Source organism: Nocardia wallacei, from assembly GCF_029868745.1.
GTDB classification, from domain to species: Bacteria; Actinomycetota; Actinomycetes; order Mycobacteriales; family Mycobacteriaceae; genus Nocardia; species Nocardia wallacei_B.
The window spans coordinates 1-20038 of record NZ_JARWOP010000104.1 but is presented as its reverse complement, the minus strand read 5'-3'; the positions used below and the strand labels follow the sequence as shown (position 1 = coordinate 20038).

Annotated in this window: 22 protein-coding genes, 1 tRNA gene and 1 pseudogene; 7 read left to right on the top strand and 17 right to left on the bottom strand. The window is 67.2% G+C overall.

All coding sequences use genetic code 11. The annotated features are described in order from the left end of the window. Both QH470_RS07990 and QH470_RS07985 read right to left on the bottom strand, forming a co-directional pair. The coding region (locus QH470_RS07990) for a helix-turn-helix domain-containing protein (protein WP_280271627.1) at window positions 1-191 on the bottom strand (191 nt) is incomplete at its 3' end. Beyond that, complete coding sequence (locus QH470_RS07985) at window positions 188-682, bottom strand: DUF6879 family protein (RefSeq protein WP_280271626.1); 495 nt, start codon at window positions 680-682, stop codon at window positions 188-190. The genes QH470_RS07990 and QH470_RS07985, both read right to left, overlap by 4 nt. A 551-nt stretch (window positions 683-1233) precedes the next feature. Here QH470_RS07985 and QH470_RS07980 point away from each other — a divergent pair. From QH470_RS07980 to QH470_RS07970, 3 genes and pseudogenes are all read left to right on the top strand, one after another. Further along, window positions 1234-1548 (top strand): hypothetical protein, encoded by a 315-nt coding sequence (locus tag QH470_RS07980; protein WP_280271625.1) that lies wholly within the window; start codon window positions 1234-1236, stop codon window positions 1546-1548. Window positions 1549-1600: 52 nt separating this feature from the next. After that, the gene (locus tag QH470_RS07975; protein WP_280271624.1) at window positions 1601-1756 is read left to right on the top strand and encodes a hypothetical protein; all 156 of its coding nucleotides are present in this window, start codon (window positions 1601-1603) and stop codon (window positions 1754-1756) included. Window positions 1757-2030: 274 nt separating this feature from the next. After that, window positions 2031-2300, top strand: a pseudogene (locus tag QH470_RS07970) (tyrosine-type recombinase/integrase); the annotation flags it as partial. Window positions 2301-2340: 40 nt separating this feature from the next. On the opposite strand, the gene QH470_RS07965 reads toward QH470_RS07970, so the two are convergent. From QH470_RS07965 to QH470_RS07955, 3 genes are all read right to left on the bottom strand, one after another. Further along, window positions 2341-2412, bottom strand: a tRNA-Thr gene (locus QH470_RS07965). 117 nt (window positions 2413-2529) lie between these two features. Next, the gene (locus QH470_RS07960; RefSeq protein WP_019931522.1) at window positions 2530-2772 is read right to left on the bottom strand and encodes an MbtH family protein; all 243 of its coding nucleotides are present in this window, start codon (window positions 2770-2772) and stop codon (window positions 2530-2532) included. A gap of 107 nt (window positions 2773-2879) precedes the next feature. Further along, window positions 2880-3719 (bottom strand): alpha/beta fold hydrolase, encoded by an 840-nt coding sequence (locus QH470_RS07955; protein WP_280271623.1) that lies wholly within the window; start codon window positions 3717-3719, stop codon window positions 2880-2882. A 100-nt stretch (window positions 3720-3819) separates the two neighbouring features. Between QH470_RS07955 and QH470_RS07950 the strand changes: the two genes are divergently transcribed. After that, window positions 3820-4053, top strand: coding sequence for a hypothetical protein (locus QH470_RS07950; RefSeq protein ID WP_280271630.1), 234 nt, complete (start codon window positions 3820-3822; stop codon window positions 4051-4053). A gap of 84 nt (window positions 4054-4137) precedes the next feature. Continuing rightward, on the top strand, window positions 4138-5664 hold the full coding sequence (locus QH470_RS07945) for an alpha,alpha-trehalose-phosphate synthase (UDP-forming) (RefSeq protein ID WP_280271629.1): 1527 nt from the start codon (window positions 4138-4140) through the stop codon (window positions 5662-5664). Window positions 5665-5688: 24 nt separating this feature from the next. Here the strand turns inward: QH470_RS07945 and QH470_RS07940 are convergent, their stop codons facing one another. From QH470_RS07940 to QH470_RS07885, 12 genes are all read right to left on the bottom strand, one after another. After that, window positions 5689-6177 carry a h domain protein gene (locus tag QH470_RS07940; RefSeq protein ID WP_280271622.1) on the bottom strand — a complete coding sequence of 163 codons (489 nt, stop codon included), beginning with the start codon at window positions 6175-6177 and terminating at the stop codon, window positions 5689-5691. Beyond that, entirely contained in the window at window positions 6174-7193 is a 1020-nt protein-coding gene (locus QH470_RS07935) for a hypothetical protein (RefSeq protein ID WP_280271621.1), read from the bottom strand. Before QH470_RS07935 ends, QH470_RS07940 begins: the two co-directional genes overlap by 4 nt. Then, entirely contained in the window at window positions 7190-8617 is a 1428-nt protein-coding gene (locus QH470_RS07930) for an MCE family protein (protein ID WP_280271620.1), read from the bottom strand. Before QH470_RS07930 ends, QH470_RS07935 begins: the two co-directional genes overlap by 4 nt. Continuing rightward, complete coding sequence (locus tag QH470_RS07925) at window positions 8614-9852, bottom strand: MCE family protein (RefSeq protein ID WP_280271628.1); 1239 nt, start codon at window positions 9850-9852, stop codon at window positions 8614-8616. Before QH470_RS07925 ends, QH470_RS07930 begins: the two co-directional genes overlap by 4 nt. Further along, the gene (locus QH470_RS07920; protein WP_280271619.1) at window positions 9852-11105 is read right to left on the bottom strand and encodes an MCE family protein; all 1254 of its coding nucleotides are present in this window, start codon (window positions 11103-11105) and stop codon (window positions 9852-9854) included. Before QH470_RS07920 ends, QH470_RS07925 begins: the two co-directional genes overlap by 1 nt. Further along, window positions 11102-12163: an MCE family protein gene (locus QH470_RS07915; protein WP_280271618.1), complete on the bottom strand. Its 1062-nt coding sequence runs from the start codon at window positions 12161-12163 to the stop codon at window positions 11102-11104. Before QH470_RS07915 ends, QH470_RS07920 begins: the two co-directional genes overlap by 4 nt. Continuing rightward, window positions 12160-13185, bottom strand: coding sequence for an MCE family protein (locus tag QH470_RS07910; protein WP_187688886.1), 1026 nt, complete (start codon window positions 13183-13185; stop codon window positions 12160-12162). Before QH470_RS07910 ends, QH470_RS07915 begins: the two co-directional genes overlap by 4 nt. 2 nt (window positions 13186-13187) lie before the next feature. Continuing rightward, the gene (locus QH470_RS07905; protein WP_280271617.1) at window positions 13188-14405 is read right to left on the bottom strand and encodes an MCE family protein; all 1218 of its coding nucleotides are present in this window, start codon (window positions 14403-14405) and stop codon (window positions 13188-13190) included. 5 nt (window positions 14406-14410) lie between these two features. Then, complete coding sequence (locus QH470_RS07900; RefSeq protein WP_187686426.1) at window positions 14411-15262, bottom strand: MlaE family ABC transporter permease; 852 nt, start codon at window positions 15260-15262, stop codon at window positions 14411-14413. Window positions 15263-15266: 4 nt separating this feature from the next. Further along, complete coding sequence (locus QH470_RS07895) at window positions 15267-16031, bottom strand: MlaE family ABC transporter permease (protein ID WP_187686425.1); 765 nt, start codon at window positions 16029-16031, stop codon at window positions 15267-15269. A 284-nt stretch (window positions 16032-16315) separates the two neighbouring features. Beyond that, window positions 16316-17221 (bottom strand): 3-oxoacyl-ACP reductase, encoded by a 906-nt coding sequence (locus QH470_RS07890; RefSeq protein ID WP_280271616.1) that lies wholly within the window; start codon window positions 17219-17221, stop codon window positions 16316-16318. 43 nt (window positions 17222-17264) lie between these two features. Then, window positions 17265-17453, bottom strand: coding sequence for a ferredoxin (locus QH470_RS07885; RefSeq protein WP_280259052.1), 189 nt, complete (start codon window positions 17451-17453; stop codon window positions 17265-17267). A gap of 175 nt (window positions 17454-17628) precedes the next feature. On the opposite strand from QH470_RS07885, the gene QH470_RS07880 reads away from it, so the two are divergent. Then, window positions 17629-18822: an acyl-CoA dehydrogenase family protein gene (locus QH470_RS07880; RefSeq protein WP_280271615.1), complete on the top strand. Its 1194-nt coding sequence runs from the start codon at window positions 17629-17631 to the stop codon at window positions 18820-18822. Between the two features lie 20 nt (window positions 18823-18842). Further along, entirely contained in the window at window positions 18843-19943 is a 1101-nt protein-coding gene (locus QH470_RS07875) for an acyl-CoA dehydrogenase family protein (protein WP_280271614.1), read from the top strand. Window positions 19944-20038: the final 95 nt, after the last annotated feature.

Genomic DNA, 20038 nt, shown 5'->3' with positions numbered 1-20038 from the left:
GATCGCCTGCGGCACCACCGGGGTATATCTGCGCGGGGGGTGGTCTGCCTCCGGTGTTCTATATTGTAACCATTGCCCCCCTCCCACCCCGCGGCCTTCCCAACCGCCACGCCGGAGAGCCCGGCGGCGCGTCGTAGCTCCCGCAGCCTGGCACCGAGTGCTCGGCGTGCGTCGTCGGGTGGTCCTGTCACTGCCGCCCGGCGTACTCGGTTCGTATGTAGTCCTCGTGCTTTATCGCCTGTTTCCAGGCCCGGAGGTAGATATCCCGGTAGAGCTGGACTTGCCGTTCCTCGGTGGTGATCGCGATCCCGGCGGGTCCACCGCTCTCGCTGAACAGGGTGTAGGCGACAAGACGCCCGTCGATCAGCCAGCAATCGTCCGCCGCCTGATCTTGCGGGCCGGCAAGGTGCCGGGGCAACCAGCGGATGTCTTCGCCGTTGGCGATGGCGCTGCCGGTCCGCGACAGCAACCACTCGACATAGGCGCTGTGCGGCGTAGTGACGATGCGGGTCCGCTGAATCTGAACCCCACGTGCCACAGTGGCTTGCACCAGCGGCGACCACGGGTCATAACTCGCGCCCTCAGCAGCGCCGTAATCGTCCTGGGTCTCCAGGTGCCAGGCGTAGGTATGTGCTTCGGCGAACAGTCGCGTGAAGATGTCCGGTGTATTCCGATGAATCATGCCGCGTCGCGCCTCACCTGCCGACCGATCGGCACCTCCACCGCTGATTCGTGGCTCGGAAGCTTATGCGTTCCAGCGCTTCGGCATCCGTGACTGGTTTACCGGAGAGCAGGAACGTCCCGCGCCCGGTGTCATGCAGCAACGCACCCAGACAGGTTCGAGACTGGAGGTAGGACAGCAGACCGTGCGGAATCTCGATGGTGTCCGGCCGGTCCGTGCTCCACCCCTGGACGATGTACAACGGCGGATTCGTGTCGCTGACGAAGAGCGTTGGCGAATGCCCTACTTCGGAATCTCCGCCCAAGCGCGTGAGTCTCATGTGCCCGCCTCCTGATTTGCTCAGCCTCTCATGATGCCGTCAATCGTCGCTGGTCATACGAGACAGGGTCAATATCGGAAGCAAGATGGAGCAAGAAACTAGGTTGGGCGAACTTCGCACTCGTAGCGTGCTTTTCAGGCTCCCGCCGATGAATCCGTTGCCGATCGACTCCCGATTTCCGGCACCTCTTCAAAGACGGTGGGAGCGCCAGCACACGACGGAGGGGCACGCGATGCGACACCAGCCGACCGCGCTCGGATGGGCCGATCCTGCGGTGAGTTCCTGGCTCGAATGGGATGCGACGCAAGTCCGGCGGCTGGCGCGCCGCCTCGGCTACATGCTGGTGTGGCCGCCCGAACTGAGCCTGATTCCGTTGGTGGATCAGGTGCGAGCGGTGGACGCCGATGCGGTGATCACACCGGCACCGAACCATCTGGACGCAATCCAGTTGCACGCGGTGATGTGTGTTGCGGATGTCGAAACCGTCTGTCCTCGAATGAGTTTCGCTCGCTGGGCGGCCACTCCGTATCGAGGGGTTCGAGTGTGAAGAGCCACCTGGCCAGGACGTGTTGGCGACAGCCACGGGGGAGGCGGTAGCAGTGGGCGGTGATGGCTGGCTCATCCTCGGGTTCGTGATCGCGATCGGGCTGCCGCTGGCGCTGCTGGTGGCGGCGATCTTCTGGCCTGAGCGAGTCCCGAAGAGCCGCACGGTGAATGCGATCCGGCAGCGGATCGAGGACGAGGACGGGCCGTAACCGACCACCTTCGGACATTGCCTACACCCGCCGAGTGACGACACCACAGCCGGGAGAGCGCCCCGGATGTTGTTCTCCAGCTGGTTGCCCGGAGGGCCAGCTGTCGACCACCTATGCAGGGACACGCGCCGCCCCTGTACGCACCGCCAAGTGCAGCATTGCCCGGACGCACGTGGTCGACACCCCACCGCCAGCAACCCGACCGCGATCCGCCCCGAGCCCGCCGCCCCCGGCCTGCCGTCCGTCGAATTGTGTCCGTCCAACCCTATGCGGCGGAGCCGTCGCGCGGTGCATGAAGGCTGACAAGACCTTCCCTCGGGTCACGGCTCACGACTTGCGGCACACCGCCGCAAGCCTTGCGGTGTCTGCGGGCGCGAACGTGAAGGCAATCCAGCGCATGATGGGCCACCAGTCGGCAGCGATGACACTGGACGTTTACGCCGATTTGTTCGATGACGATCTCGATACCGTGGCCGACCGCTTGGAACAGAGTGTGTCCAATATGGGTCCAAACGCCGGTTTGAAGGTAGTGGCTAGCGCGTGAAAACGGCTCCGACCTGGGCCGGAACCGTTCTCTCGTGCTGAGCCCCCTGTCAGGATTGAACTGACGACCTTTCGCTTACAAGGCGAGTGCTCTACCACTGAGCTAAGGAGGCGGAAAGCGGTGACATCATAACCGGCCGGACGCGGCGGCTGTGTGGCGCCCGTTCACGGGTGCCGCACAGCCGCCGAGCCGGTTGTCCGTTTGCGCAGTATCTATCGGGTACTGCGGGTCAGGACTGGGCGGCCTGCCGAGCCGCGTCATCGGCGGCCATCGCGTCACGCAGGCTCTTGGGCCGCATATCGGTCCAATTCTTCTCGACGTATTCGACGCAGGCAGCGCGGCTGTCCTCGCCGAACACCACTCGCCAGCCGGCCGGGACCTCCGCGAAGGCCGGCCACAGGGAATGCTGCTCCTCGTCGTTGACCAGAACGAAGAAGCGGCCGTCCTCATCGTCGAACGGGTTGGTGCTCATTTCACCTCACTGGATACGTGCGCTGTGTACGGGAACGCTGACGGGGTTCGGAAAATCCCCCCGGGCGTTGTGTCGACCCTAGCAAGGCCGGCGTTACGGTTGGCCAGTTACCTCGAGCCACCGAAGAAGTCGAGCAAAACCTTGTTCACCGCCTCCGGTCGTTCCAGGTAGCCGTAGTGCCCGGCGTCCGGAATCTCCTGGTAGCGCGCGCCGGGGATGACGTCGGCGACCTCGCGGGTGAGGTATGCCGGAATCATCCGGTCGTCGGCGAAGCCCACGGCCAGGCTCGGCACCTTGATGCCGCGGTAGGCATGGAGACGGTCGAAGTCGTGGTCCATCCGGCGCTGCGCGCGGATGCCGGGAGTGACCGGGCCACCGGTGAATTCGAACAGATCCAGCCAGTCCCGCGCCGAATTCGGATCGGCCATGGTGGCGGGCGACAGGTTCATCACCGCGGTGAGCGCGGCCTCGTACTTGGGCGGCAGCTTCACCCCGGACGCGTCGAGTTCGTGCTCGCCCAGCGACAGCGTCTTCTGGAACTGGTCCAGGCGTCCGTGCCCAGCCATGTAGACGGCCTTGCGGACCAGGTCGGGACGGGCCAGCGCCAGCTCCTGCGCCACCCGCGCGCCCATCGAGGTGCCCGCCACCAGTGCGGGGCCCTCGTCGAGCAGCTCGATCAGGCCCGCGGTGTCGCGCACCATGTCGTCGATGGTGATGCCGTGCGCGGACTCGCCGGACGGGGCGATGCCGCGATTGTCGAAGGTGCACACCCGATATCCGGCCGCCAGCAGCGCCGGTACCTGATGCAGCTCCCACACCCGCCCCGGACTCCCGGTGCCCATGATCAGCACGACCAGCGGCGCCGCGCCCTTGGTGTCGGTGCCCTTGGCCTTGTCCCCCTTCACCTGGTAGTTCAGCGAGATTCCGTTCACCGTGGCCAACGGCATGATGCTGGGACCCTTCTTTCCGCGTGTACAGACTGCTCTCTCCACGGTATAGGTATCCACACGCCGAGCGTTTCGGCACCGGCACGTGTGGAATGCCCGCATGCGGACGCCCGATACCATTGACATCGCAGAACGAGACACGACCCCGAGCCGAGAGGACACGATGATGGCCGCGAAAGGCGCGAACGACATCGCGGACGACGATCTGGAGCCGCTCGCCGACGAAACCGCACGGCAGGCCCAGCGCGTGGTGGCCGCCTATGCCAACGACGCGGACGAATGCCGGATGCTGCTGTCGATGCTCGGGATCGGACCAAGCAACCGGAGCGAATAACCGCCGCGTCTCCTCACACAACTTCACGGGCTCGAGCAATCGGAGGATCCAGCAGTGGACCAGCAGAGCGAATCCCAGACCGATCTGACACAGCGCGCTCTACCGGATGCCGAGCCCACTCCATCGAACTTCCAGAGTGGTGATGCCGGGTCCGGTTTCGTCGTCGTCGCCAACCGGTTACCGGTGGATCTGGAGCGACTACCCGACGGCTCCACGCGCTGGAAGCGCAGCCCCGGTGGGCTGGTGACCGCGCTGGAGCCGGTGCTTCGCAGCAACAACGGCGCCTGGGTGGGCTGGGCGGGGGTGCCCGACGTCGATGTCGATCCGATCATCGAGGACGGCCTGGAACTGCATCCGGTCCCGCTGTCGGGCGACGAGGTCGCCGAGTACTACGAGGGATTCTCCAACGGCACGCTGTGGCCGCTGTACCACGACGTGATCGTCCGCCCGGAATACCAGCGCAGCTGGTGGACGACGTATGTCAACGTCAACCGCCGGTTCGCCGAGCACACCGCGAAGGTCGCCGCCGAGGGCGCCACCGTCTGGGTGCAGGACTATCAGCTGCAGCTGGTGCCGAAGATGCTGCGGATGCTGCGGCCGGACCTGACCATCGGCTTCTTCCTGCACATCCCGTTCCCGCCGGTGGAGCTGTTCATGCAGCTGCCGTGGCGCACCGAGATCGTGGAGGGCCTGCTGGGCGCCGACCTGATCGGATTCCACCTGCCCGGCGGCGCGCAGAACTTCCTGTACCTGGCGAGAAGGCTTGCCGGACAGCCGACTTCGCGCGGCACCATCGGCGTGCGCTCGAAAATGGGTGTGGTGCAGGTGGGTTTCCGCACGGTGCGGGTGGGCGCGTTCCCGATCTCGATCGCCTCCGCCGAACTCGACGAGCTGTCGCGTCGCCGGTCGGTGCGCGAGCGGGCCGCGCAGATCCGTTCCGAGCTGGGCAATCCCAAGAACATCCTGCTGGGCGTCGACCGGCTCGATTACACCAAGGGCATCGACATCCGGCTCGAGGCGCTGGAGGAGCTGCTGCGCGAGGGCCGGCTCGATCCGTCCGAGACGGTGATGGTGCAGCTGGCCACGCCGAGCCGCGAACGGGTCGAGAGCTACATCCAGATGCGCGGCGACATCGAGCGCCAGGTGGGCCGGATCAACGGCGAGTTCTCCCGGGTCGGTTTCCCCGTCGTGCACTACCTGCACCGCCCGATCCCGCGCGACGAACTGGTCGCGTTCTTCGTCGCCGCCGACGTCATGCTGGTGACGCCGCTGCGCGACGGCATGAATCTGGTGGCCAAGGAGTACGTTGCCAGCCACAGCGGCCTCAACGGCGCCCTGGTGCTGAGCGAATTCACCGGCGCCGCAGCGGAATTGCGCCAGGCGTACCTGTGTAATCCGCACGATCTCGACAGCGTCGAAGACGCGATCACGGCCGCGCTGGACGATGAGCCCGACACCAAGCGCCGCCGCATGCGCGCGATGCGCCGTCAGGTGCTCACCCACGACGTGGACCGCTGGGCGCGGGCGTTCCTCGAGGCGCTGGCGCAGGACCGGGTGGCCGGTAGCGCCCTGCTCAGCGACGACGACGTGGACCAGGAACCGCGGCGCTGAACCGCCGAATGCCTTGCGGCGCAATCAGATCGGGTTGACCTGACCGACGAGCCAGTGCCCGTCCTCCTTGTCCAGGGTGACCCGGACGCGGCTGGGGGTGACCGTTCCCTGCGGGGCGTCCTTGCTGGTGGTGATCTGGTTCAGGTACAGCAGCACGACGGCGTGCGAGCGATCGGCCGACACCACGCCGCCGGCCTGGGTGTTGGCCTGGACGGTGAGTTCCTTCTCCTTGGCGCCCTTGGCGATCACGTCGGTGACCAGCTTCAGGTAGTCCTTGCGGAACTCGGGGGTGAGGCTGTCGCCCACCTTCGGCAGTTCGGTGTCGACGGAGTGGAAGTCGTAGCTGAACATGGCCTGGACGGTGCGCCGCGCGGCGTCGACGGACTGGGTCCGGGCCTGCTCGGACTGGTTGTCGGACCAGAAACGGAAGCCGGTGAACCCGCCCACGACGACGGCGGCCACGAACAGTACGGCCGCACCGGCGACCAGGATGGGGCGAAGCTGGTTTCTCATGCCACGAACTCCACTTGCGAGGCGGTGAGGTGTCCGTCGTCGCCGCGGGCGACGGTGACTCGGAAGCGGTAGTACCGCTGCTGCGGGTCGGCGGACGCCGCGTTGGTGAGGGTCTGCTTGGCGGCGATGAGCACCCGCGCGGAGTGGTCGTCCTCGCTCTCGATCGCCGTCTCGATGATCTCGCCGCTGGCCTTCACCTTGGCCTGCTGCACGACCTGCGCGTAGGCGTCCTTGCGCTCGGAGTACTCGGCCTTGAGCTGGCCGGAGGCCACCGCCAGCACCCGGTCGATGTCCTGCGGGGCGGTGTCGTCCTTGATGTTGGTCAGGTTGAGTACCGCTTGCTTGGCGGTCTGGGTGTAATCGGCCCGCCGCGCGTCGAGCGTGTCCGCGTGCCGCTGGTGGTAGACGAAGAAGCCGCCGGAACCGAGGAGAACCAGCACCGACAGCACCGCGACCACGGCGGCGATCCAGCCGAGCCAGCCCAGCCTGCCCGACTTCTTCTCGGCGGTGCCGACGGACGTGACCGGGGCCGCGGCGGTTGCGAGCCGCACGGTGTCGGCGTCGGCCGCACCGAGGCGCACGGTATCGGCGGCAGCCTGCTCGTCGCGAGCCGCGCTGTCGATCCGAACGGTCTCCGCATCAGCGCCGGCGCTGCGGACCGTCTCGGCGTCGGCAGCGGACGCGGCACGGGCCTTCTCCACCTCGGCGGCATCGAGCCGCACGGTGTCCGCCTCGGCGGACGCGTCGGCAGCGGTGGCGGCTCGCACCGTGTCGGCGGCGAGCTCGTTTCCCGCGGCCTTCGAGCCGAGGGACTCGGCCGTGCCATTCCCGGTGGACTCGACGGTGCCGTTCGTGACCGGCTTCGCCTTGCCGTCCCCCGCGGGAGCGACCTCGGTCGAGGCGGCGGCCGACGCCTTGGTCACGATCTCGGTCTGGCGGGCACTCTCCGCGGGCGGTCCCGCCGAGCGCACCACGCGACGGCGGGTGCGACCGGGGATGCCTGTGTTTTCGCTCATTTCTGCTGCTCCTCGAGCATCGACTGCCAGCTCGACGGTACCGTGCCGGAACCGCCACTCTGGATGTCGCCCTGTCGGTAGGTGCGGCCGTCGGGTCCCATGAAGGTGGCACTCTTCGGGTCGTAATGGGTGTTGAGCGACGCCGGATGGGTGTCGGCCGACCCCTGCGCGGGAGCGGGCGCCTCCGCGGGCGGTTCACCGGCGGAGGCCACCGGCTGCGGCGGCCCGGACGGCGGGTTGTTGCCCTCCGGCACATAGCCCCGGGGGTCGCGGCACAGCTCCGGTGTCGGCGCCCGCTTGCCCGGCACCTCCTGGCACGGGTAGTTGCGGATGCCGCGCACCGCTTCCTTGGCGTCCTGCGGGATCTTGCAGTACAGCTCGGGCGTCTCCGGCACGGAGAAATCGTTGGGCGAACGCCGCTGGTCCGGCGGCAGGAAGCCGGTCGTACAGCCGGGCGGGTCGTTGAGGCCCAGCATGAAGTCCACGATGGCGCCGTACTTGACCGGTCCGCTCGCGGCGGTCAGCAGCGCCGACACCATCGGCGGCAGCACCACCAGGATCTGCTCCAGCCCGGCGTGATAGGTCACCCCGACCTGACCGACGCTCACCAGATTCGACAACAGCAGCGGCAGTGTGGGTTTCAGATCCTGGAAGGTCGAGCTGACCTTCTCCGCCGCCGCCGGGGTGCGCTCGAGCAGTCCGCGCAGCGCCGGATCGTGTTCGCGCAGTTGATCGGTGAGGGTGGCCAGATCCCGGGTCCACGACCGCACGGCCGCGTCGGACTCGTTCTGGGTGTCCAGCAGCGGGCCGATCTTCGCCAGCAGGTCCTTGGTCGCGCCGGTGTTCGCCTTCGCCTCCTGCACCAGCAGCGAGGCCGAGTCGATGAACTTCTGCAGATCCGGTCCCGCGCCGTTGAACGCGTTGAACGCGTCGTCGATGACCTGGCGCAGCTTGGTGTCGGAAATACTCGCCAGCAGCCGATCGGCCTGATCCAGCATGGCCCCGACATCCTGCGGAAGTTTGGTGCGCCCCACCGGAATCACCGCGCCGTCGGCGAGATTGCCACCGTGCGGCGAGGCCGCCGGCACCAGATCGACGTACTGCTCACCGATCGCGGACACGCTGCGCACGTAGGCGTCCACGTCGACGGGAATCCGGTAGTCGCTGTCGATCGACAGCTTCGCGTCCACACCGGTCGGCGTGAGCCGGACCTCCTCGACCTTGCCGACATTCGTTCCGCGGAAGGCGACATTCGCGGTCGGGTAGAGCCCTCCGGTCGCCTCGAGCTGCACGGTCACCCCGTACCGTCCGATGCCGAACATCGCCGGCAGGTGCACGTACGCGGCGGACATCACCAGCAGGCCGACCACCGTCAGCACGCCGAAGATGACCAGCTGGGTCCGGACGAACTTGGTGAGCTTCACTGCCCCGGGCCTCCTTGCGGCGCACCGGGAACCGTCAGCCCCGGAATCGAGGGCAGCCCCGGAATCGGCGGCAGGCCCGGAATGCTCGGCGCCGGCGGGGGCGGCTGCAGCGGTCCCTGCACGGGATCGCCCTTCTCCCCGGCGGTTCCGGCGATGGTGCCGAGCGCGGCCTCCACGCCGTACTTCGCCTGCACGCCACCGAATCGGCCGCCGAGCGGCGTGCCGGTGAGGAAGTTCGAGTCCAGCCGGGCGCCGGTGATGTCGTAGGTGACGAACAGGTTCATGTAGTCGCCCTTGACCGCCTGGTTGATGCCCTTGATCGGGAACGGGAACGTCAGCAGCAATTGCAACGAGGCCGCGAGCCGATCTCCGGTGTCGGACAACGACTTCAGCGTCGGCCACAGGTCGGCCAGTTCGGCCTTCAGGTTCTCGCCGCCCTGCGCGATGATCCGCTGCACCACGTCGCCGAGGTCGCCCAGCGCCGTGAGGGCGTGGGTGATGTTCTCGCGGCGATCGGCGAGCACCGTCAGCGCGGGATGGATGTTCTCGATGGCCGCGGCCACCTGATCCTTCTGCTGCGAGAGCTGTCCGGAGAACCGGTCGAGTCCCTCCATCGCGCCGATGATGTCGGTGGTCTGCTGGTCCAGCGTGCCGGTCAGCTGCGCCAGCTGCGGCAGCAGGTCGCGGATCGCGTCCTCGCGGCCGTTGAACGTCGCGTTCAGCTCGTGGGTGATGGTCTCGAGCTGCGAGATACCGCCGCCGTTGAGCACCACCGACAGTGACGAGAGCGTCTGCTCGGTGGTCGGGAAGGCGCCCGCGCGGTCGAGCGGGATGACATCGCCGTTGTGCAGTTCTCCTTGCGCCGCAACGCCTTCGGGCGGCGCCAGCTCGACGTGGTTGCTGCCCAGCAGGCTGGTCTGGCCGATCCGCGCGATCGCGTTCGCGGGCAGTTTCACGCCCTTGTCGAGGCTGACGGTCACCAGCGCGTGCCAGCCCTCGACCTCGATTCCGGTCACCGTCCCGACCGCCACATCGTCGACCTTCACCGGCGAATTACGGGTCAGCGTGGTGACATTCGGCATCTGGATACGCACCTGCCAGGAGCCCTCCCCCGTCCCCGCCGCACCCGGCATCGGCAGGGTGTTGAGGCCGTCCCACTGGCACCCGGTCGCGCCCAGCAGCACGGCCAGGCCGATCGCCACACCGGCGATCCGGGTTCTCCGCCGCCCGCGCATCATCGGCCTCCTCCCGGAACCGCCAGGCCCGCAATGTCACCCGGCACGCTGACCGGGGATTCGCCACCGGCCGCGCCCGCGAGATCCGGGGTGCTGTAGGTGAGCTGCTGCGGGAACACGGTCTGGGTGGACGCCGGATTCACCAGCAGCGGTGGGTAATTCATGACCAGCGAGTTGAGCACCGGCCCCAGGTACTGGCGGCACAGCTGCCCGGACTTGTCGGATTCGTTGGCGCCGATGCCCTCCACCGCGCCGCACAGGAACGCGATCGGGTTGGCGAAGTTGGTGCCCACCACCGCGCCCGCCAGCGAGCCCTGGGCGGGCTTGTAGATCTGGTAGAAGTTCACCAGGCCCGTCGGGCCGGAGTGCAGCACCTTTTCGAGCTCGGGCCGCTTGTCGGCCAGCAACTGGGTGACGTCCTGGAGGCGCTGCACGCCCTCGGTGAGCGCGCCGCCGCGTTCGTCCAGGAACCGCTTCACATCGGCCACCGCGGTATCCAGATTGTCCAGTCCCGCACCGAGATCCGTCGAGACCCCGGCCAGCACCGATGACACCGAGGCCAGCCGGCCGCCGAACTGCACGATCTGATCGTTGCTCTTGGACAGCACGTCGACGAACTGCTGCAGATTGCGGATGGTGCCGAACAGGTCGGTCCGGCCGTCGGAGAGCGTGTTCAGCGTGCTCGACAGCTCCCGCAGCGTGTCCCGCAGGGCCTGGGCGTTGCCGTTGCCGAGATTGTCGGCGAAGGTGTCGACCGCCCGGCCGAACGAGCCCTGCTTGTCCTCGCCCACCGGTCCCAGCGCCTGCGACAGCTTGGTCAGCTCCGCCTTGATGTCGTCCCACTCCACCGGAATCGCGGTGCGCTCGATCGGGATCTCGGCGTTGTCGTGCAGCTTCGGGCCCTCGGTGTAGACCGGGGCCAACTGCACGAACCGTGCCGACACCAGCGAGGGCGAGACGGCCACGGCATTGGCCTCCGCCGGGATGTCGACGCCGCGGTCGACGGTCATGGTCACCTTGACGCGGTCGCGGCCGGGCTCGATCGAATTGATCTTGCCGACCTTCACGCCCAGCACCCGGACGTCGTCCCCGGCGTACAGGCCGGTCGTCGAGGGGAAATACGCGGTGATGTGGGTCTTGCCGATATTGGTGACGGCCCCGTAGACGATCCACGCGGCCAGGGCCACCACCAGGCCCGCGGCCACGTACCGCGTCCAGCGCGGCACCTTGGCGATCTTGCGCAGTGCGGTCATCGCGGCGGCTCCTGAATTGCGGGACTGGTGGTCAGCGGAGCGTTCAGATACTCCTGGAACGATTGCGGCAGCCGGTCCGGCCACACGAGCGCGTCGACCAGCGGGCGGATCGTCACGCTGGAGATGTTGGACAGATACGACTGGAAGTAGGGCCCGCTGCCGACCTGTTCGCCCAGCGCCGCCGCGTACGGGCCGAGCTGTTCGAGCGCCGAACCCAGGTTGTCCTTGTTCTTCTGCAGCAGCGCCAGCACCGAATTCAGTTTCTCCAGAGCGGGTTTCAGCTGCGCCTCGTTGTCGGAGACGAATCCGCTGAGCTGCTGTGCCAGCCCGTTCACATACACGATCAGCTGGCTCAGGGCCGTGCGCCGGGCATCCAGTTCGCCGAGCAGATCGTTGCCGTCCAGCAGCAGCGCGTTGATCTGGTTGGAACGGTCCGCCAGCACCTTGGTCACGTTCTGCGCGCGGCCGAGCAGCTCGGTGAGCGCCTGGTCGCGATTGTTCAGGCTGCGCGACAGCTGCGTGATGCCGTCGAGGGCCGACCGCAGCGGCGCCGGGGTGTCGGCGAAAGTCTGCGACAGCGTGTCCAGGGTCTGGTTGACCTGATCCAGGTCCAGGCCCTGCACGGTCTTGCTGAGATCACCGAGCGCGTCGTTGAGCGAATACGGAGACCTGGTGCGCTCCAACGGAATCGGATCGTCACGCCGCAGCGCCCCGGTGCCCTGGGGGTCCACCTCGAGCGACTTGCGGCCCAGCACGGTGTTGGTCTTGATGGCGGCGGTCGTCTTGTCGCCCAGCACGATCGACTCGTCGAGACTGAAGCGCACCTTCACCTTGGCGCCGTCCAGGCGCACGTCCTCCACCCGGCCGGTCCGCACCCCGGCCACCTGGACCTGGTCGCCGGGCAGCAGCCCGCCGGCATCGGCGAAGAACGCACTGAACTCGGCGCCGCCGCGCACGAACGGGAGCCGGTCGAATTGCAGCGCCGACAGCGAGATCGCGATGGCCAGCACGACACCGACGACGCCGATCTGCAGCAGCGGGGACCGATTTCCGTTCACTGGCTCGCACACCTTCCGGTGGTCTGATTGCCCGGCAGATGCACTTCCATCGGCTTGCCGTCGGGACCGTCGGCGAGCATGGTGACGCCGCAGACGTACATGTTCAGGAACGACCCGTAGGACCCGACGCGGACCAGCTTCTTGTAGGTCTCCGGCAGCTGGTCGAAGATCGCCTGCAGATCACCGGACTTGTCGTCCAGGTTCTGTGACAGCTGACCGAGCTGGCCGAAGGTCTGCTGCAGGTCGGGCCGGGCCTGCCGCAGCAGGTCGGTCAGGTCGCCAGTCGCCCCGGCCAGGCGCGGCAGCGCCGCACCGATCGGGTCCTTGTCCGCCGCCAGGCCGCTGACCAGCCGTTGCAGTTCGGTCAGCGTGGTGTCGAATTCCTTGCCGCGATCGTCGATGGTGGCCAGCACCGTCTTCAGATTCTCGATCACGCTGCCGATCAGCGCGTCGCGGTCGGCCAGCGTCTTACTGAACGAACCGGAGCTGTTCAGCAGCGCCACCAGCGCGCCGCCCTGTCCTTGGAACACCTGCAGCAGCGCCTCGGTGAGATCGTTGACCTGAGCCGGATCCAGCCCGCGCAGCAGCGGTTTGAACCCGCCGAGCAGCAGGTCCAGGTCCAGCGCCGGTTTGGTCCGGTCGGTCCCGAGGGTGGCGTTCTTCGACAGCGCCTCGGCCGTGCCCGGACCCTCCATCAGCTCCAGATACCGGTCGCCCACGAGGTTCTCGTAGCGGACGGCCGCCTGGGTGCTGGTGTAGAGCCGGTACTTGTTGTCGACGTCGAAATCGACATGCGCGAGATGGTCCTTGCCGACGTACACCCGGCTGACCGACCCGACCGGCACCCCGGCGATGCGCACCTTCGAACCGGGCAGCATGCCGGAGGAACTGGTGAACACCGCGTGATAACCGGTCTCCCGGGAGAAGCGCATCTGGCTGAAGATCACTCCGAGCATGGCCAGCACGAGCACCATGACCAGCGTGAAGATGCTCAGTTTCACGGTCGAGGCGTGCATTTTCATCCTCACGGATTCGGCACCCCCGGCATTCCGGCGAACATCAACTGGAACACGCGCGGACCGTTGAGGTGCGAATGCAGCTCCGGCGTCCACACCTCGCCCTCGGCGGTGTCGGTGACCAGGTAGTTGGAGTGACTGCCCGGCACCCGGTCGATGATGTTCTCGCAGTGCGGGCCGCCGGTGGCGTTCACCTTGGGCAGATCCTTCGGGTACCGGTAGGGCTCACCGCCCGGCATGAACCCGGCGTTCAGCAGCACCCCGGCGCCGCTGCCGCCGAAGATCTGATTCATCACGTCGACATTGGTGCCGATGCCCTCGACCACGCAGTTCAGCGCGGACCGGTACTGGTAGAGCAGATCGGTGGTAGGCCGCAGCAGATCCAGCGCCGTCACCAGCGACTGCTCGTTGTCGCGCAGGATCGGCGTGGTGGTGTCGGCCAGGCCGATGAGGTTCACGAGCATGGCATCGAAATTGTGTTCCTCGTCGACGAGGGTGCCGCCGGTGACTCCGACATTGTCGGTGGTGCGCAACAGATCCGGCACGGCGTCGGCGTACAGGTTGGTCACGCCGATCGACGACCGCAGATCGCGTTGCAGGTCCGGCAGGCTCGGATTGATCTCCCGCAGGAATTGATCGCTGTCGACCAGCAGCTGCCCCAGCTTGTCGCCGCGGCCCTCCAGCGCCGTGCCGAGCGCGGTCAGCGTCGCGTTCAGTTTCTCCGGCTGCACCTGGGCCAGCACATCGGTCAAATGCTGGAACAGCGTATTGAATTCGACCGTCACGGACTTGGCGGCCAAGGTCGCGCCCGGCCGCAGCGAATCCGGCGAGGGCTGTTCGGGCACTTCGAAATTCACGTATTTGGCGCCGAACACGGTGGTGGACCGGATGTCCACACCGGCATTGGCGGGGATCATTTTCAACTGCTCGGGATCCACGTCCAGCCGTAGCCGGGCATGGTCACCGGTGTACGAAATCGACGCGACCCGGCCGATTTCGACGCCGCGAATCTTCACCTTCGCATCCGGGTCCAGCACCAGCCCGGCGCGCGGCGCGTCGATGAAAACTGCCCGGGTGTCGGCGAATCCGCCGGCGAACATCGTCAGCGCGATCGCCACGACGGCCGCCAGACTCAGCACGAAGCCGAGCCCGGCGAGTTTCACGCCCCAGCCGGCGCCGAATATCTTTCCGGCGCCGTCCTTTTCGACCAGTTTGTTTGCCGCCATACCGCCTACCCGGAGAGATGGAAATTGCCGGAGGTGCCGTAGATGGCCAGCGAGACCAGCAGGGTCACCGTCACCACCGCGACCAGCGAGGCGCGCACCGCGTTACCGACCGCGACGCCGACCCCGACCGGACCGCCCGAGGCGTGATAGCCGTAATACGTGTGGATCAGCATGACCGCCAGGGCCATGAAGATCGCCTGCACGAACGACCACAGAATGTCGCTGGGAATCAGGAAGGTCGAGAAGTAGTGGTCGTACACGCCGGCCGACTGCCCATAGATCACCACCGTCGCGAAACGGCTGGCGACGAACGACGCGATCACCGCCAGCGCGTACAGCGGCACGATCGCGATCATTCCGGCCAGCACCCGCGTCCCGATCAGGAACGGCACCGGCCGGATGGCCATCGATTCCAGCGCGTCGATCTCCTCGGCGACGCGCATCGCGCCCAATTGCGCGGTGGCGCCGGCGCCGATGGTCGCGGCCAGCCCGATTCCGGAAATCACCGGCGCCGCGATGCGGACATTGATGAATGCCGCGAAGAAGCCCGTCAGCGCCTCGACGCCGATATTGCCGAGCGAGCTGTAGCCCTGCACCGCGATGGTGCCGCCGGCGAACAGCGTCAGGAATCCGACGATCACCACCGTGCCGCCGATCACCGCCAGCGCGCCGCTGCCCATGCTGATCTCGGCGATCAATCGAATGGTTTCGGTGCGATAGTGCGTGAGCGCCCGCGGCACCGCGGCCAGGGACTGCGCGTAGAACAGTGCGTGCCGCCCGATGTTGTCTAGTGAATCGGACAACCTCCGCACTCGACGAACAGTACGCGGGAAGCGGGATTCGATTACAAAGGCCATGCCGTCACCGCACCGTGAACTTGATGCCGACAGCGGTGACCACAACGTTCACCACGAACAGAGCCATGAAGGAGAACACCACCGTCTGGTTGACCGCGTCGCCGACGCTCTTGGGTCCGCCTCGGACATTCAGCCCCAGGTAGCACGCCACCAGCCCGGCGATCAGGCCGAACAGCGTGGCCTTGACCTCGGAGATGACCAACTCCGGCAGGTGCGTCAGCAGCGTGATCCCGTTGACGAAGGCGCCGGGATTCACGCCCTGCAGGAAGACCGAGAACAGGAAGCCACCGACGATGCCGATCGTGCAGACCAGGCCGTTGAGCAGCGCGGCGACGAACATCGACGCGAGCACGCGCGGCACCACCAGCCGGTGCACGGGGTCGATGCCCAGCACCCGCATGGCATCGATCTCCTCGCGGATGGTCCGCGCGCCGAGGTCCGCGCAGATCGCGGTGGCGCCGGCGCCCGCCACGATCAGCACCGTCACGATGGGGCCGACCTGGGTGACCGCGCCGAACGCGGCGCCCGCACCGGACAGGTCCGCCGCGCCGATCTCCCGCAGCAGGATGTTGAGCGTGAAGCTCACCAGCACGGTGAACGGAATGGCGACCAGCAGGGTCGGGACGATGGAGACCCGGGCCACGAACCACGACTGATCGATGAACTCGCGCCGTTGAAAGGGGGGCCGTACCAGGGCCCGCGCGACGGCGGCGGTGAGTTCGAAGAACCCACCGACCGCTTGCATCGGCACGGCGAGAACCTGGTTCATTCCGCGATTCCTCCTTGCCGTGCCTTGCACATACTGCCTGCGACGGCACTCGCCGATGGCGTCGGTGCCGTCCCGAAGATTAGAACATGTTCATCTGCATTCTGGACAGATTTTTTGAGTTTTGAGCTGCCCATTTCTCCCGAAGGTTCATCGAGAGCTAGAACTTGTTCATACGGTGTACGAGCCGCCTTTGTGAGGAACCGCACACCATCCGAGGTCCATGTCTACCAACTGCTCGACCGCCGATCAACCGAACAACGGGGCAGCCGCCGTCAGTTGGTCGTTCAGCCGAGTTCGTGCAGCGCCGACGCGGAAAACGTACGCCCGGACGGCCGCTCGGAGAAGTAGTTTCCGAGTGTGTCGGCCAATGTGTCCGGCGTCCATTGCGCACCGTCGGCGTCGAAGCGCTGTTCCACCTCGGGAGCGGCCATCAGCGCCACCATCGATCCGTAGACCACGAAGACCTGTCCGCTGATCGCCTCGGCGCCCGGTGCGGCCAGGTAGGCGACCAGTCGGGCCACATGATCGGGCGACAGCGGGTCGACCTCGCCGACCGGAGCGTCGGAGAACACCTTCTCGGTCATGGCGGTGCGCGCCCGCGGGCAGATCGCGTTGGCCTTCACGCCGAAGCGCGCCAGCGCCCGCGATGCCGACAAGGTCAGCGCGGTGATGCCCGCCTTGGCCGCGGCGTAGTTGGCCTGCCCCTCGGGGCCGAGCAGACCGGCCTCGGAGGCGGTGTTGATCAGGCGCCCGTACACCGGCGCGCCCGCCTGCTTGGACTTGCCGCGCCAATACGCGGCGGCATTGCGGGACAGCAGGAAGTGCCCGCGCAAATGCACGGCAAGCACCGCGTCCCAGTCCTCGTCGGACATGTTGAACAGCATGCGGTCGCGGGTGATGCCGGCATTGTTCACGACGATGTCGACGCCGCCGAAGGCCTCCTCCGCGGTGCTGATCAGCGCGTCGGCGGTGGTCCGCTCGGCCACGCTGCCGGCGACGAACTCGGCCTTGGCGCCGAGCGCCCGGATGTCGGCGAGCGTCGCGGCCACCGCGTCGTTCTCAGCCAGATCGTTGACCACCACCGCGGCTCCGGCGCCCGCCAGCGCGAGCGCCTCCGCCCGGCCCAGTCCGGCACCGGCTCCGGTCACAATCGCCACTCGACCGGACAGACTCAGTTCACTTTCGACCACGCCGTGACTCTAGAACGTGTTCCAGTTCACGGCAAGCATCGAGTCACTCGAGTTTCAGGGCCGCCTTCGGGCACTGCGCGACCGCGGTCTCGACATCGGCCAGCCGATCCGCGGGCACCTCGGTCACCGCGACGTGCAGCATGTCCTCGTCATCGAGTTCGAAGACGTCGGGCGCGATTCCGACACAGATACCGTTCGCTTCGCACTGGTCGAAGTCCACAGTCAGCTTCATTGACAACTCCTTTGCCGCAGATATCGCCGAGCCTACAAGCCGTTCCCGGACGCCGCGGCTGAAGCGGCCGGATCCAGGCTCCATACTGGAACATGTTTCAGTCGATATGCAATGATCGGAACAACCATCCGGTGCCATACCGGCCGGCTATCAACGAGTGATGAGGTGTCCCTCCATGCGGATTGCTTATACCCCGCAACAGGAACAGCTGCGTGCCGAGCTGCGCGAGTACTTCGCCGAGCTGGTCACCCCGGAGCGCCGGGCAGCCCTGTCCGCGCAGACCGGCGAATACGGCCACGGCGATGTCTACCGCGAGGTCGTGCGGGACATGGGCCGCGACGGCTGGCTCGCGCTGGGCTGGCCGAAGGAGTTCGGCGGGCAGGACCGCTCCACCATGGACCAGCTGATCTTCACCGACGAGGCGGCGATCGCGGGCGCCCCGGTGCCGTTCCTGACCATCAATTCGGTGGCGCCGACGATCATGCACTACGGCACCGAGGAGCAGAAGCGGTTCTTCCTCCCCAAGATCGCGGCGGGCGAACTGCACTTCTCCATCGGCTACTCCGAGCCCGGCGCCGGCACCGACCTGGCCTCGCTGCGCACGACCGCGGTGCGGGACGGCGACGACTGGGTCATCAACGGCCAGAAGATGTGGACCAGCCTCATCCAGTACGCCGACTACGTGTGGCTGGCCGCGCGCACCGACCCGAACGCCAAGAAGCACAAGGGCATCAGCATGTTCATCCTGCCCACCACGGCCGAGGGCTTCTCCTGGACGCCGGTGCACACGATGGCAGGGCCCGACACCAGCGCCACCTACTACCAGGACGTCCGGGTGCCGCACACCGCGATGGTCGGGCCGGAGAACGGCGGCTGGTCGCTGGTCACCAACCAGCTCAACCACGAGCGAGTGGCGCTGACTTCGGCCGCGCCGCTGCAACTGGCCCTGAACCAGACCGTCGAGTGGGCCAAGGACACCAAGGACTCCAACGGGGCACGCGTCATCGACGGCGAATGGGTGCGCCTGAACCTGGCCCGGGTGCACGCCAAGGTGGAATTCCTGAAGCTGCTGAACTGGGAGATCGCGTCCGGTGCGGACGCCGGCGGCGACGCCGCGCCGCGCCCGTGGGACGCCTCCACCTGCAAGGTGCTCGGCACCGAGCTGGCCACCGAGGCCTACCGCCTGCTCATGGAGGTACTCGGGCCGCAGGGCTACCTGCGCCAGGACTCGCCGGGCGCCGCGCTGCGCGGCCGCCTCGAGCGCATGCACCGCGCCTGCCTCATCCTGACCTTCGGCGGCGGCACCAACGAGGTGCAGCGCGACATCATCGCCATGACCGCCCTGAAGCAGCCGGCCGCGGCGCGCTGACCGAAAGCTGAGTGATCACAATGGATTTCACCAATACCGAAGCACAGCAGGACCTGGCCCGGCTCACCGGCGAGGTGTGCGGCAAGCTCGTCACGGCCGAACGACTGCGTGAACTCGACACCGCGGCCGTGCGTTTCGACGAGCCGCTGTGGCGCTCGCTGGGCGAGACGGGTGTGCTGGCGGCGACGCTGCCCGAGTCCGTCGGCGGCAGCGATCTGGGCGTGCTGGAGCAGATAGCTGTGCTCCGCGAGCTGGGCAAGTATGTGGCGGCGGTACCGTACCTCTGGTCGGTGGTGCTGGGCGCGGGCGCGCTGGCGGCCTTCGGAACCGACGCGCAGCGTGAGACGGCGGCGAAAGCCGCTGCGGGCGAGACGATCCTGACGGTGGCGCTCTCCGAGGAGCGGAACTGGGAGCCGGCGCGGCCGACCACCACCGCGACCGCCGACGGTGACGGGTGGCGGCTGACCGGGGCCAAGACCGTCGTGCCGTTCGCTGAGCAGGCGTCGCGGATCCTGGTGTCGGCCAGTGTGTCCGGGGCGCCGGCGGTGTTCCTGGTCGATCCCGCCGACGCGAGTGTGCGGGTGACCGGGCAGCAGGTGGTCGACCGGAGTCCTGAGGCCGAGCTCGAATTCGACCGCGCGCCTGCGGAATTGGTGGGGACGGTCGAGGCCGGTGCGGAGGTGGTGGACTGGCTGCTCGGGCGGGGGTGGCTGGGGCTGGCGGCGCAGCAGTGGGGGACGTTGGAGCGGGCGCTGGAGTTGGTGGCCGAGTATGGGCGGGAGCGGGAGCAGTTCGGGCGGAAGATCGGGGGGTTTCAGGCTGTGGCTCAGCGGTTGGCTGATGGGTATATCGATTTGCAGGGGTTGCGGCTGGCGGTTACTCAGGCGGGGTGGTTGGTTTCGGAGGGGTTGGCTGCGGGGGCGGAGATTCATACGGCTAAGTATTGGGCTGCGGAGGCTGGGCATCGGATTGCGCACACTGTGGTGCATGTGCATGGTGGGGTTGGGATTGATCGGGATCATGTTGTGCACAATTACTTCACTGCGGCTAAGCACAATGAGTTCGCGCTGGGGGGTGCCAGCGATCACCTGCGGGCTTTGGGTGCGCATTTGGCTGGGTAGCTGGATTTTTGGCCTTCGCTTCGCTGCGGCGGGTTTTCGGCGCCCTTGGTCTCGGTTTTCGGGTGCCGCTGCTGGCTCCTTCGTCGCTTCGCAGC